This is a genomic window from Cupriavidus basilensis (assembly GCF_000876015.1).
Taxonomy (GTDB): domain Bacteria; phylum Pseudomonadota; class Gammaproteobacteria; order Burkholderiales; family Burkholderiaceae; genus Cupriavidus; species Cupriavidus basilensis_B.
Window position 1 is genome coordinate 495,582 of sequence record NZ_BBQM01000012.1, and the last position, 12,787, is coordinate 508,368.

Consider the following 12,787-nt stretch of genomic DNA (forward strand, 5'->3'; position numbering starts at 1 on the left):
TGGGAGACACCATGACCGCCTCATCATCCTCACCAGACGGCGACAGCGCCGGCATGCTGGCCCTCGGCATGGCCGACTGGCTGTGCCGCCGCGCCGCGCGCGGCCCGCAGCGCCCGGCGCTGACCAGCGGCGGGCAGACCTGGAGCTACGGCGAACTCGTCGCCCGCGCCGGGCGCATGGCCGCCGTGCTCGCCGCCGGCGGCGTGCGGCCCGGCCAGCGCGTGGGCTATCTCGGCCTGAACGACCCGCTGTTCCTGGTCACGCAGTTCGCATGCGGCTGGCTCGGCGCCATCTTCGTGCCGCTCAATTTCCGCCTGACCGGGCCCGAGCTGGCCTTCATCCTCAACGATGCCGGCGTGCATACTCTGTTCGCCGACGACGGCTACACCGACGTGATCGACGAAGTGCGCGGCCGGCTGGAGTGCCGGCGCTACCTGGCCCGCGCCGCCGCGCCCGGCTGGGAAGGGCTGGACGCGCTGCTGGCCGATGCCGGCGGCGGCAACGCACACGGCAATGCGCACCACAACGCCGCGCCGCCGCTGGCCGCCACCCGCCCCGACGACGTGGCCGCCATCATGTACACCTCCGGCACCACCGGCAACCCCAAGGGCGCCATGCTCACGCACGGCAACTTCTGGATCAACAACCTCAACGTCACCATGATGAGTGACATCGCCAGCACCGATGTCGGGCTCAACTTCGCGCCGCTGTTCCACGTCGGCGGCATGTGCTGCATCACGCTGCCGATCCTGATGGCCGGCGGCCACCTCGTCCTGCAGCGCAGCTTCGACCCCGCCGCCGTGATGCGCGACATCGCCACCCACCGCGTGACGCTCAGCTTCGCCGTGCCCGCCATGCTGCTGTTCATCAGCCAGCATCCGGACTTCGCGCGCGCCGACCTCTCCAGCGTGCGCGGCATCTCCGTGGGCGGCGCGCCCATGCCCGAGCCGCTGCTGCGCCTGTTCTCCGCGCGCGGCATCCCCGTCAACCAGGGCTACGGCCTGACCGAGACCGCCGCCGCCACCACCTTCCTCGCGCCCGAGCGCGGCGCGGACAAGCTCGGCTCGTGCGGCACGCCGGCCATGCTCACCGAAGTCTGCATCCGCGCGTTCAACGGCGCTCCCGTTGCCACCGCGCGGGAGCGCGGCGAGATCTGCGTGCGCGGCGGCAACGTCATGAAAGGCTACTGGAACCGCCCCGACGCCACCGCCGGCGCGTTCTACCCCGGCGGCTGGTTCCGCACCGGCGACGTCGGCTATACCGACGAGGAGGGCTTCTACTACATCTGCGACCGCCTCAAGGACATGGTCATCACCGGCGGCGAGAACGTCTACCCGGCCGAGGTGGAAAGCGTGCTGTACGACCACCCGGCCATCGCCGAAGTCGCCGTGATCGGCGCGCCCGATGCGCAATGGGGCGAGCACGTGGTGGCCGTGGTGGCGCTCAAGCCCGGCGCCAGCCTGACGCTGGAAGCACTGCAGGCGTTCGCCGAGCCGCGGCTGGCGCGTTACAAGCTGCCGCGCGAACTGCGGACGGTGGCGGCGCTGCCGCGCAATCCGACGGGCAAGGTGCTGAAGATCCGGCTGCGGGAGCAGGGCGGGCAGGGCGGCTAGCCGCCGTGAGGCTCGCGGCTCGTTGATTTGCCGCGTCGGTCAGGCAATATCCGGGTAAATACCGAAGCGCGTTTCTCCGGCCAGAACCGCCCCATTTCCGGGATTTTCCGCCGCAGATGGCGTCTTTATCGCTTCGTGTGCACCAATGCAGATCCGGTTGCCGGCTTTTCCTAACCAAGCTGGCGCATTGTGAAAGTCCGTCATAAGCCGTTCATCTTTTGTCCGTAGCGGGTCCCGGCCGCACCACGTAGATTCTGGTGCAACTCGTGGTCCGAGATACAGAAAAAAGGATGGATTGACATGACTGCCCCCATTGCGATGCCGCCCGAGATTGCAAGAAAGATCGCCTGGCGGCTGGCGCCGCTGATGATCCTGATGTACATGGCGAACCAGCTCGACCGTGCCAACATCGGCTACGCCGCGCTGACCATGAACCATGAGCTTGGCATGACGGCGGCCCAGTTCGGCCTCGCGGCAAGCCTGTTCTTTCTCGGTTATGTCCTGTTCGAGGTGCCAAGCAACCTGTGCATGTACCGCTTCGGCGCGCGCCTGTGGATGACGCGGATCATGCTGACCTGGGGCGTGGCGTCGTCGCTGACCAGCCTCGTGCCCAATGCCCAGTGGCTTTACGTGGCGCGCTTCTGCCTGGGCGTGTTCGAGGCCGGGCTGTTCCCCGGCATGGTCTATTACCTGACGCTCTGGCTGCCCACGCGCGACCGCGTCTGGATGATGTCCCTGTTCGTGACCGCGATCCCGCTGACCGGCGTGCTGGGCGCCCCGGTTTCCACCTGGCTGATGGAGAACGTGACGGTGTTCGGGCTGTCGGGCTGGCGCGCCATGATCTTCCTCGAAGGCCTGCCGTCCGTGATCCTCGGCATCGTGGTGTATTTCTACCTGCCGGACAGCCCGGCCAAGGCACGCTGGTTCTCCGCGTCCGAGCAATCGACCATCGCCGCGGTGCTGGCGCAGGAACAGGCCTCGGCAAGCAAGCGGGCCGGCCACGGCCTGGCCTGCGTCATCGCCAACGGGCGGGTCTGGGCGCTGGGCGTGGTGTACTTCGGCATCAACGCCGGCATCGTGTCCCTGCTGTATTTCCTGCCGCAGGTGGTCGCCTCGTTCGAGAAGACGCTCGGCGTCAAGTACACGATTCCCCAGATCGGCATGATCACCGCCATCCCCTTCGCGTTCGCGGTGGCCAGCATGCTGGTGTGGGGCCGCATCGTGAAGCGGCACCGCATCACCAGCCTGCACATCGCCGGGCCGCTGCTGGTGTGCGCCGCCGCGCTGACGGTCGCCATGTGGATGCGCTCGCCCTACGGCACCATCGCCGCCTTCGCGGTGGGAACGGCGGCTTGCTTCTGTACAATGACGACCTTCTGGCAACTGCCCAGCCGCTTCCTGGCCGAGCGCGCCGCCGCGGCGGGTATCGCGCTCATCACCAGCCTGGGAGTCTGCGCCGGTTTCGTGCTGCCCTATTTCATCGGCTGGTCCAAGGACGTCTCGGGCCACTTCGCCATCGCGTTCTATGGCGTCTCCGCCCTGATGCTGGTGTCGGCCTGCGTGGTCGTGGCGCTGGAGAGCAGCCGGGCGCCGGGGGCGGCGGCAAGGCCACAAGCGGTAAGCTGACCACAAGCGGTAAGCTGACCACAAGCGGTAAGCTGACCTTGTCGGCAGCCTAAGGGTGCGGTCCGGCGGACCGCGCCCTTTTTACCTTTGATCTGCCCGTACCGGACAAGCCGAAGGGCCGCCAACCAGGGCAAGGAGTAAACAATGCGTCGTGGCGTACCAAGCCTGGGATCGTTGCAGGCGTTCGAGGCGTCCGCCAGGCACGAGAGCTTTTCGAAGGCCGCCGCGGAACTGGCCCAGACCCACGGGGCCGTCTGCAAGAAGGTCAACGAGCTGGAAGAAGACCTGGGCGTGGCCCTGTTCCACCGCGTGCGCCAGCGCCTCGTGCTGACGCCGGCCGGCGCCGAATACGCGCGCCGCATCCGCGTGCACCTGGACCAGATCCGCCGCGACACGATCGAGCTGATCCGCTCGGAGAGCGAGCTGCATCTGGACGTGGCGGTCGGCGTCTCGTTCGCCGCGCAGTGGCTGGTGCCGCGCCTGCAGAGTTTCTATGACCTGAACCCCGACATCCGCCTGCACATCATCGGGCGGGACCAGCCGAATTTCTTCGACGACTCCAATTTCGACGCGACCATCTATTTCGGCCAGCATCTGTGGGCGGGCATGACCGGCGCCGCGCTGGTCAGCGACGACCGCCTGGTGCTGGTGTGCGCGCCGGTCTGGTGCGACGGGCAGCGCGAGCTGCCGCTCGAGCGCATTGCCGCGGCGCCGTGGATCTACACGCGCGACATCCCGGCGGCCTGGACCGACTGGGGCGAATCGCTGGTCGGGCGGCCGCTGGAGCACGACGCGCCGACACCGCACTACGACATGTTCGTCATGTCCATCAACGCCACGGTGGCGGGGCAGGGCCTGGCGCTGCTGCCGCGCAGCCTGGTCGACCGCGAGCTGGCCAGCGGGCAACTGGTCATCGCGCACCCGCACTTCGTGCCGAGCCCGAGCAACATCTATTTCGCGTTTCCCGAGCAGCGGCGCCACTGGGAGCCCGTGCGCCGGTTCGAGGCATGGCTGATCGACGCGGCGGCCAGCTACGTCCGGCGCGTGCAGGGCGCCGGTTGAAGCGGGCGCGCGGCTACCGGATGGCCGCCTGGTAGGCGCGCAGGTCCGGGCTCTCGCGCAGCAACTGTTCGAACAGGCCCTGGAAACCCAGCCACGCCACATAGTCGGAGCCGATCTGGCGGCGCACGGAGCGCGCTTCCTCATCGGACAGCACGCTGAACTCGCCGGCCGCCTCGGCCAGCAGCTGGATCTGGCAGCAGCGTTCCATCGCCACGAAGCGGAAGGCCGCCGCGTCGACCGAGGTGCCGACCGTCAGCAGGCCGTGATTGACCAGCACCGCCGCCCGCCGGTCGCCCATCGACTGCGCGATGCGCCGCCCTTCGTCCGCCGCCAGCACCAGCACGTCGCCCTGAAACGCCACCTGGTCCTCGAAGAACAGGCAGGCCTCCTGGTTGATCGGCAGCAGCGTCCGGCGCCGCGCCGAGAACGCGCGGCCATAGACGGAATGCGTGTGCGCGGCGGCAACCACGTCGGGATTGCTGCCGTGAATTCCGCAATGGATCGCCGCCGCCGCCGCGTTCACCGGGCCGGTGCCCGCGTGGACCTTGCCGTGCTCGTCGATGCAGATCAGGTCGTCGGGGTGGATGGCGGAGAAATGCTGCGCATAGGCATTGACCCAGAAGCGGTCCGCATGCTCCGGGTCGCGCACCGTGATGTGGCCGGCGATGCCTTCGGCCAGCCCGAAGCGGGCGAAGATGCGGAACGCGGCGGCCAGCCGCAGCTTGCGGTCCCGGCGCGTGGCGTCGAGGGAATCGAATGCCTTCGGTGCGGGCAGGGCGCCGCCGATGGGCGTCGGGATCTGCAGGGCGCTATTCGCGATGTCGTTCACAAAGGTTCCAGATGGCTTGAGCAGATCCCATTCTGGGCGAGGCCGGCAGGCGCCGCTATCGATGAATACTCACAGGCTGTTGATGGATTGGCAGCAGCGCGCCGCGGGCCCCGCCGGGTGGCCGCTGGCGTGCCGGCAGCCTCGCCCGCCAGCCACTACAATGGCGCATCGCCCGGCCTCCCGCCGGGCCGGATTCTGGAGTCGAAGATGCGTATTCTGGTTGTCGGAGCGGGCGCCACTGGCGGCTATTTCGGCGCGCGGCTGTTGCAGGCCGGGCGCGACGTGACGTTCCTGGTGCGCCCGCGGCGCGCCGCCCAACTGGCCGAGCACGGCCTGAAGGTCAAGAGCCAGCACGGCGACCTGCATTTCCCCAACCCGCCGCTGGTGCAGGTCGGGCAGATCGCGCAACCGTATGACGTGGTGCTGCTCAGTTGCAAGGCCTACGACCTCGACAGCGCGATGGACGGTTTCGCGCCCGCCGTGGGCCCGGGCACGGTCATCATCCCGCTGCTCAACGGCATGCAGCATCTCGACAAGCTCGATGCCCGCTTCGGCGCCGAACGGGTCATGGGCGGCCGCTGCCTGATTTCCAGCACGCTGGACGAGCAGGGCACCATCCTCCATCTCTCGGCCTTCCACGTGCTGTCCTTCGGCGAGCGTCCGTCCGGCAGCAGCGACCGCGCGCAGGCCCTGGCCGCCGTGTTCGGGGACGCCGGCTTCGACGTGCAGGGCAGCGAGGCCATGCTGCAGGACATGTGGGAGAAATGGCTGTTCCTGGCCACGCTGGCATCCTCCACCTGCCTGATGCGGGCAGCCGTGGGCGACATCCTGGCCGCCCCGCACGGGCGCGACGTGATCGCGGCCCTGCTCGACGAGTGCACCGCCATCGCCGCGGCCAACGGCTATCCCGCGCGCGCGCCGGCGCTGGAACAGGCGGCGGCCTCGCTGTTCAAGGAAGGCTCGCCGATGACGGCGTCGATGCTGCGCGACCTCGAGCGCGGCGGCGCCATCGAATCCGACCAGATCGTGGGCGACCTGCTGGCGCGCCGCGGCCCGGTGCCGGCGCCGACGCTGCGGATGGCGCTGGCCAGCCTGAAGGCCTACGAGGCGCGCCGCGCGCGCGGCGGCTGACCGGCCATCCCGCCGGGCGGCACCTCAATCCGGCTTGCCGGCCCGCAGCGCCGCGATCAGCCGCCGGGCCGCCGCCGAGAGCGTGCCGCCGCGCCGCGTGACGATGCCGAAGGTGTCGTTGCGCGACTGCATCTTCACCGGCAGGATGCGCAGCATCTTCTGGCGCGCGTAGGGCTCGGCCACGCTGGTCGGCAGCAGCGACACGAGGTTGGCACTGCCTTGCAGCAAGGCCACCGTGACCAGCGTGGAGGCCGTGGTGATGGCGTTGGCCGGCATGCTCATGCCGGCCAGGTCCAGTTCGCGCAGCAGCAGCGCGTGCATCGGCATCTGGGCGGGATAGATGACCCAGCGGTATCTCGCCAGGTCGGCAAAGGCGAGTTCGCGCGCGCGCGGCGCCGCGTGGGCGTGGCCGACCACCACCGAGATCGGCTCGTTGCCCAGCGCCTCGTAGCGGTAGCGGGCGGGCTGATCGCTCACCAGCGCGCGGCCGATGACGAGGTCCAGCCGGCCGTCGTCGAGCAGGCCCAGCATGCGCAGGCTGGTGTCTTCCACGATCTCGATCGACAGGTTGGGCTGCTCCGCCTGGAGGCTGGCCAGCGCGGGCGCCAGCACGCCGGTGACGGCGCCCATGATGACCCCCACGGCAAGCCGCCCGGCCGTGCCCGAGCGGATTTCGGCCATGTCCTGGCACAGCGCGGTAAGGTCCGTGGCCAGCAGCCGCGCATAGCGGATCACGCAATGGCCGAACGGGTTGGGCCGCATGCCGGTCCGGGTCCGCTCGAACAGCGGCGCGTCCAGCATGCTCTCCAGTTCCTGCAGGGCCTTGCTGGCGGCCGATTGCGTCATGGCCATGACGGATGCCGCCTGGTGCAGCGATTTGTGGTCGTCCAGCGCGATCAGCAACTGCAGTTGCTTCATGCGCAGGCGCGACATCAGTACGTCGAGGGTGGCTCTCATGGGCGTGCGGCGTTCCTGGTCAGGTCTTGTCCGGCAGGCCGGTGAGTCGCAAAAGCGATCACCAGATGGAAAGGTTTCAATATACATCGGACGCCGGACGCTCTTATATTGCGCAAGCACCCGAGACAAGAACACGGCCCCCGCGCACGACAAGGAGACAGACATGACCCAGCCCGCCCGCCAAACCGCCTACCGGGGCGTATTCCCGGTCGCGCCGACCATCTTCGACGAGCAGGGCGGCCTCGACCTCGACGGCCAGCGCCGCTGCATCGACTTCATGATCGACGCCGGCTCCAACGGCATCTGCATCCTGGCCAACTTCTCGGAGCAGTTCGTGCTGACCGACGCCGAGCGCAGCACGCTGATGGCCACGGTGCTCGACCACGTGGCGGGGCGCGTGCCGGTGATCGTCACCACCACGCACTTCAGCTCGCGCATCTGCGCCGAGCGCAGCCGCGCCGCGCAGGACGCCGGCGCCGCGATGGTGATGGTGATGCCGCCGTACCACGGCGCCACCATCCGCGTGCCCGAGCACGCCATCCATGCGTTCTACGCCACGGTGTCCGACGCCATCGACATCCCCATCATGATCCAGGACGCGCCGGTCAGCGGCACCACGCTGTCCGCGCCGTTCCTCGCGCGCATGGCGAAGGAAATCGCCAACGTGTCGTATTTCAAGATCGAGGTGCCGCAATCGGCGGCCAAGCTGCGCGAGCTGATCGCGCTCGGCGGCGACGCCATCGTCGGCCCGTGGGACGGCGAGGAAGCCATCACGCTGATGGCCGACCTCGACGCCGGCGCCACCGGCGCCATGACCGGCGCGGGCTTCCCGGACGGCATCCGCCGCATCGTCGATGCCTACCAGGCCGGCGACGCCGAGGGCGCCGCCGACCACTACCAGCAATGGCTGCCGCTCATCAACTACGAGAACCGCCAAGGCTGGCTGGCCACCAGCAAGGTGCTGATGAAGGAGGGCGGCGTGATCGCCTCCGACGCGGTGCGCCATCCGCTCCAGCCGATGCACCCGGCCACGCGCGCGGGGCTGCTCCAGATCGCGCGCCGGCTGGACCCGCTGGTGCTGCGCTGGGGGCGTTGAGCGGGCGGCGGACATGCCCGAAACGCCATCCTGCAAGGATCGGCGATTCGGGCTACCCTGTCGGGCCATCCTGACCTTCTATCGGGCCGGCCGCACCGCAGGCCGCGCCACCAGATCCGCCATGACACAGCCGCTCAGAATCGATTTTGTCTCCGACATCGCCTGCCCGTGGTGCGCCGTCGGCCTGTCCTCGCTCCAGCTTGCGCTGTCGCGGCTTGGCGACGCCGTGGACGCCGAGATCGTGCTCCATCCGTTCGAGCTGAACCCGCAGATGGGACCGGACGGCGAAGCCATCGTCGACTATCTCGGCAAGAAATACGGGCGCACGCCCGCGCAGATCGCCGAGACCCAGGCCATGATCCGCGAGCGCGGCGCCGCCGTCGGCTTTGCCTTCGGCCCGCGCGAACAGGTCTACAACACCTTCGACGCGCACCGCCTGCTGCACTGGGCCGGCCTGCACGGCAAGCAACTGCCGCTCAAGCTCGCGCTGCTGCGCGCCTACCATAGCGACGGCAAGGACCCCAGCAACCACGACGTGCTGGTCGAAGCCGCGCAAGCGGCGGGGCTCGACCCCGCGCAGGCGCGCCAGGTGCTGCAACACGGCGACTACGCCGACGAAGTGCGCGCCGAAGAGCAGGAATACCAGGGCATGGGCATCCAGTCCGTGCCGTCGATCATCTTCAACAAGCGCTATCTGCTGACCGGCGCGCAGCCGGCGGAAGCCTTCGAGCAGGCCATCCGCCAGATCCTGGCCGAAGGCTGAACGCGGCGCGGCGCGCGGCTGCCCCGGTATTGCCGCGCGCACGGACCCACGTGACTGCGGCGGCCCGCCCCGAGGGGGCGGGCGAAACTTCCGTGCCATCCCCGTGTCCTTCCCTGCATAATCGCCGCAGTCGCGACGACACAGGACGACCGACCGATGAACATGGCAATCCTCCTCGCCCATCCCTGGTTCGGCACATGGACCGCGGCCGTGGTCGCCGTGGCCGTTGCGCTGCTGGCGCACCGCCTCGGCGGCCTGCTGCTGTTGCGCATCACCCGCCACGCGCCGCTGCTGCATGCCGTCGTCAGGAAAGCGCGCGCGCCGTCGACGGTGGTCCTGCCCCTGCTGGCGCTGCAAACGGTCTGGCAGGCCGCGCCGGACGAACTGCGCTGGATCGACAGCGTGCGCCATCTCAACGGCCTGCTGATGATCGCCGCCACCACCTGGCTGGTGGCGCGCATCATCGCCGGCTGCGCGCAAGGCATCATGGACCGCCACCCCGTGGACGTGGCCGACAACATGAACGCGCGCCGCATCCACACGCAGGCCCGCGTGCTCGCGCGCACCGCCATGACGCTGGTGGTGGTCATGGGCGCCGCCATGCTGCTCATGACCTTCCCCGGCGCCCGCCAGGTCGGCGCCAGCCTGCTGGCCTCCGCCGGCGTGCTCGGCCTGATCGCCGGCTTCGCCGCCAAGCCCGTGTTCAGCAACCTCATCGCCGGCCTGCAACTCGCGCTGACCCAGCCGATCCGGCTCGACGACGTGCTCATCATCGAAGGCGAGTGGGGCCGCGTGGAAGAAATCACCGGCACCTATGTCGTGCTGCGCATCTGGGACGAGCGCCGCCTCATCATCCCGCTGCAGTACTTCATCGAAAAGCCGTTCCAGAACTGGACCCGCAACAACGCCCAGATCATGGGGTCCGTGTTCTTCTATGTCGACTACGGCATGCCGCTGGCGCCGCTGCGCACGGAACTGGAGCGCATCGTGCGCGCGGCGCCGCAGTGGGACCAGCGCTTTTTCAACCTCGTGGTGGCCGATGCCACGGAGCGGACGATGCAGCTGCGGGTGCTGTGCACCGCGGCTTCTTCGGGGCTGGCGTGGGATTTGCGCTGCGTGGTGCGGGAAGGGCTGATTGATTTCATGCAGCGGGAGTATCCGCAGTTTTTGCCGAGGCTGCGGGTCGAAGGTGATGAAAGCGTACCGCCGCGAAACACGCCACCGCAAGAGTCACCCGCAGAACAATAGATCCGCGCCCCGGGGGGGCTACACAGAGATACAAAGCCACACACCGGGGATACATACGCCATCTAGTATTCCGTCCACCTGCACAGCGACAGCATAAGGTGGATCACGATGACCTACGTAAAGACTCCCGCTTACAGGCGCCTGCTCGTCACTTCAGCGCTGGCTGGCGCGATGGCGCTTCTTTTTCCCGTGGCGTCCCACGCCGCAACCGCAACGCCGACGGCAGCCCCGGCAGGCGCGGCAAAAGCATCCTCGGACGCGCAGCATGCCAGCGACACCGCCATCCGTCCGTTCCGGTTCCACGCCTCCGACAAGGAGCTCGCCGACCTGCGCCGCCGGATCGCCGCGACCAAATGGCCAAGCCGCGAACTGGTCAACGACGCGAAACAAGGCGTGCAACTGGAGACGATGCGCAAGCTCGCGCAATACTGGTCGACCGACTACGACTGGCGCAAAGCCGAGGCGAAGCTCAACGCCTTGCCCCAGTTCGTGACCCGGATCGATGGCGTGGACATCCATTTCATCCACGTCCGCTCGAAGAACACGAACGCGATGCCGCTCATCGTCACGCACGGATGGCCGGGCTCCGTCGTCGAGCAGCTCAAAATCATTGCCCCCCTGACCAACCCGACCGCGCACGGAGGCGCGGCCTCGGACGCCTTCGACGTGGTCATTCCCTCGCTGCCCGGCTACGGCTTCTCCGGCACGTCCACCGAGACCGGCTGGGACCCCGCCCGCATCGCACGCGCATGGACCGTGCTGATGAAGCGGCTCGGTTACACGCGCTTCGTCGCGCAAGGCGGCGACTGGGGCGATGCCGTGACCGAGCAGATGGCGGTACAGGCGCCGCCGGAGCTCATCGGCATCCACACCAACATGCCCGGTGCGGTCCCCGCCGAGATCGAGAAAGCGCTCCAGTCCGGCGGCCCGGCGCCGTCCGGTTTGTCGGCGGACGAGCAATATGCCTACGGCCAGCTCGATTTCTTCTACAAGCATGGACTCTCCTACGCCCAGGAGATGACCAACCGGCCGCAGACGCTGTACGGTATCGAAGACTCGCCCATCGGCCTCGCCTCCTGGATGCTCGATCATGACGCGCGCAGCTACGCGCTCATCGCGCGCGTCTTCGACGGCAAGCCCGAAGGCCTCACGCGGGACGACGTGCTGGACAACATCACGCTCTACTGGCTCACCAACACCGCGGTGTCGTCGGCACGCCTTTACTGGGAGAACAAGTTTGCGTTCTTCGCCCCGAAGGGCATAAAGATCCCGGTCGCGGTCAGCGCGTTCCCGGACAAGCTTTATCAGGCGCCGAGGAGTTGGGTGGAGAAAGCGTTCCCGAATCTGCTGTACTACAGCCGGGCGGAGAAGGGTGGGCACTTTGCGGCTTGGGAGCAGCCGGAGGTGCTGACTAGGGATTTGAGGGCTGGGTTCAGGTCGTTACGTTGATGGGGTGGTGGGATTCTTCCGGGGAGATTCTGTGTCGCGGCTTGGTGGAAGTTCTCAGCTTGTTGGCTACAAGGTGGCCAGTCCAGACGGGCCAAATGCTGACCCCGCAATTTGGGCGTCAAGAGGCTGGTTGTTGTAGCAACTGATCAAGCTTCTGCTCACTGAGTGGGTCGGCAGGAACATATACATTCAGACGAAGATCCTGCTGGTCCCCTACATCAAATAGGGTGTACTCAAGCCGCAACTCTCCAACTCGAGGATGTGTGAACACCCGAACCTCCTCCGAGCGTGATGCTACCTCGGCTTCGCGCCAGAACAGGTCAAAGAGGGTACTCTGCTCCCTGAGCGCCGCTACAAGGTCCACCATTTCTGGTATGCCCGCCTCGGTGAGGTCAAGCCGGAATTTGGCGACAGCTTTTCTGGCATCGTGCTCCCAATGTGGCATCAAGGCTTTGTGTCGTTCATCGAGGAAGATCAGTTCAAGCACATTCTGCCGATATCCGATCGACGGAAGATCAATGTCGAACAGCGCTTTTGCATAGCGGTTTGCAGCAAGAATGTCCCATCGCATGTTTATCACAAAGGCGACGCCGCGCACCGCCGACAACAAGCGTGCGAGTCCCTGACTCACATCGCTGCTTGTCAGTAGTTTACGACCGGAGTTGAGCTGTAGACCGCAGAGTCGGAACAAGTAACGACGTTCGGCCTCATTCAGTCGCAATGTATTCGCGAGCCTTGATAGCAGCCCGGGAGAGACGTTGATGTCTCGCCCCTGCTCAAGCCACGTGTACCACGTCAAACTCACATGAGCTAAGTGCGCGATGTCTTCCCGACGCAGCCCCTTCGAACGCATCCTCCCGGTGTGGCCAATCCCAAAGTCGTCTCGATTCAGTTCCGCGCGCTTCGTCTTTAGGAATTCGCTTAATTCTGTTCTCGGTTTCACAGCTCTTTTCTCGTCCATCTTCTCCACGTTGTCCTCTGATCATCAATGTTCCTTGAGGCGCACTGTAAAG

The 12,787-nt window shown here is 67.2% G+C and carries 12 protein-coding genes; 8 read left to right on the forward strand and 4 right to left on the reverse strand.

What is annotated here, in order from left to right:
* Positions 1-11 precede the first annotated feature (11 nt).
* Positions 12-1,613, forward strand: coding sequence for an acyl-CoA synthetase (locus tag KF708C_RS09990; protein WP_231586424.1), 1,602 nt, complete (start codon positions 12-14; stop codon positions 1,611-1,613).
* A gap of 39 nt (positions 1,614-1,652) precedes the next feature.
* Here KF708C_RS09990 and KF708C_RS35565 read toward each other — a convergent pair whose 3' ends face one another.
* Positions 1,653-1,817 carry a hypothetical protein gene (locus tag KF708C_RS35565; RefSeq protein WP_156173772.1) on the reverse strand — a complete coding sequence of 55 codons (165 nt, stop codon included), beginning with the start codon at positions 1,815-1,817 and terminating at the stop codon, positions 1,653-1,655.
* A gap of 96 nt (positions 1,818-1,913) precedes the next feature.
* Here KF708C_RS35565 and KF708C_RS09995 point away from each other — a divergent pair, with 96 nt between their 5' ends.
* A complete protein-coding gene (locus tag KF708C_RS09995) occupies positions 1,914-3,239 on the forward strand; it encodes an MFS transporter (protein WP_059411652.1) in 1,326 nt (441 codons plus the stop codon).
* Between the two features lie 144 nt (positions 3,240-3,383).
* Positions 3,384-4,301 carry a LysR substrate-binding domain-containing protein gene (locus KF708C_RS10000; protein WP_059411653.1) on the forward strand — a complete coding sequence of 306 codons (918 nt, stop codon included), beginning with the start codon at positions 3,384-3,386 and terminating at the stop codon, positions 4,299-4,301.
* A gap of 13 nt (positions 4,302-4,314) precedes the next feature.
* On the opposite strand, the gene KF708C_RS10005 is transcribed toward KF708C_RS10000, so the two are convergent.
* Complete coding sequence (locus tag KF708C_RS10005; protein ID WP_197090333.1) at positions 4,315-5,130, reverse strand: class II aldolase/adducin family protein; 816 nt, start codon at positions 5,128-5,130, stop codon at positions 4,315-4,317.
* A 207-nt stretch (positions 5,131-5,337) separates the two neighbouring features.
* Here KF708C_RS10005 and panE point away from each other — a divergent pair, with 207 nt between their 5' ends.
* Positions 5,338-6,261 (forward strand): 2-dehydropantoate 2-reductase, encoded by a 924-nt coding sequence (gene panE, locus KF708C_RS10010; protein ID WP_059411654.1) that lies wholly within the window; start codon positions 5,338-5,340, stop codon positions 6,259-6,261.
* Between the two features lie 24 nt (positions 6,262-6,285).
* On the opposite strand, the gene KF708C_RS10015 is transcribed toward panE, so the two are convergent.
* On the reverse strand, positions 6,286-7,218 hold the full coding sequence (locus KF708C_RS10015) for a LysR family transcriptional regulator (protein ID WP_059411655.1): 933 nt from the start codon (positions 7,216-7,218) through the stop codon (positions 6,286-6,288).
* Between the two features lie 163 nt (positions 7,219-7,381).
* Here KF708C_RS10015 and KF708C_RS10020 point away from each other — a divergent pair, with 163 nt between their 5' ends.
* From KF708C_RS10020 to KF708C_RS10035, 4 genes are all read left to right on the forward strand, one after another.
* The gene (locus KF708C_RS10020) at positions 7,382-8,314 is read left to right on the forward strand and encodes a dihydrodipicolinate synthase family protein (protein ID WP_020205478.1); all 933 of its coding nucleotides are present in this window, start codon (positions 7,382-7,384) and stop codon (positions 8,312-8,314) included.
* Between the two features lie 121 nt (positions 8,315-8,435).
* Complete coding sequence (locus KF708C_RS10025; RefSeq protein WP_059411656.1) at positions 8,436-9,077, forward strand: DsbA family oxidoreductase; 642 nt, start codon at positions 8,436-8,438, stop codon at positions 9,075-9,077.
* Positions 9,078-9,233: 156 nt separating this feature from the next.
* Entirely contained in the window at positions 9,234-10,325 is a 1,092-nt protein-coding gene (locus KF708C_RS10030) for a mechanosensitive ion channel family protein (RefSeq protein ID WP_059411657.1), read from the forward strand.
* Between the two features lie 108 nt (positions 10,326-10,433).
* Positions 10,434-11,774 carry an epoxide hydrolase family protein gene (locus tag KF708C_RS10035; RefSeq protein ID WP_059411658.1) on the forward strand — a complete coding sequence of 447 codons (1,341 nt, stop codon included), beginning with the start codon at positions 10,434-10,436 and terminating at the stop codon, positions 11,772-11,774.
* A gap of 118 nt (positions 11,775-11,892) precedes the next feature.
* Here the strand turns inward: KF708C_RS10035 and KF708C_RS34460 are convergent, their stop codons facing one another.
* Entirely contained in the window at positions 11,893-12,735 is an 843-nt protein-coding gene (locus KF708C_RS34460; RefSeq protein WP_231586449.1) for a helix-turn-helix transcriptional regulator, read from the reverse strand.
* Positions 12,736-12,787 lie beyond the last annotated feature (52 nt).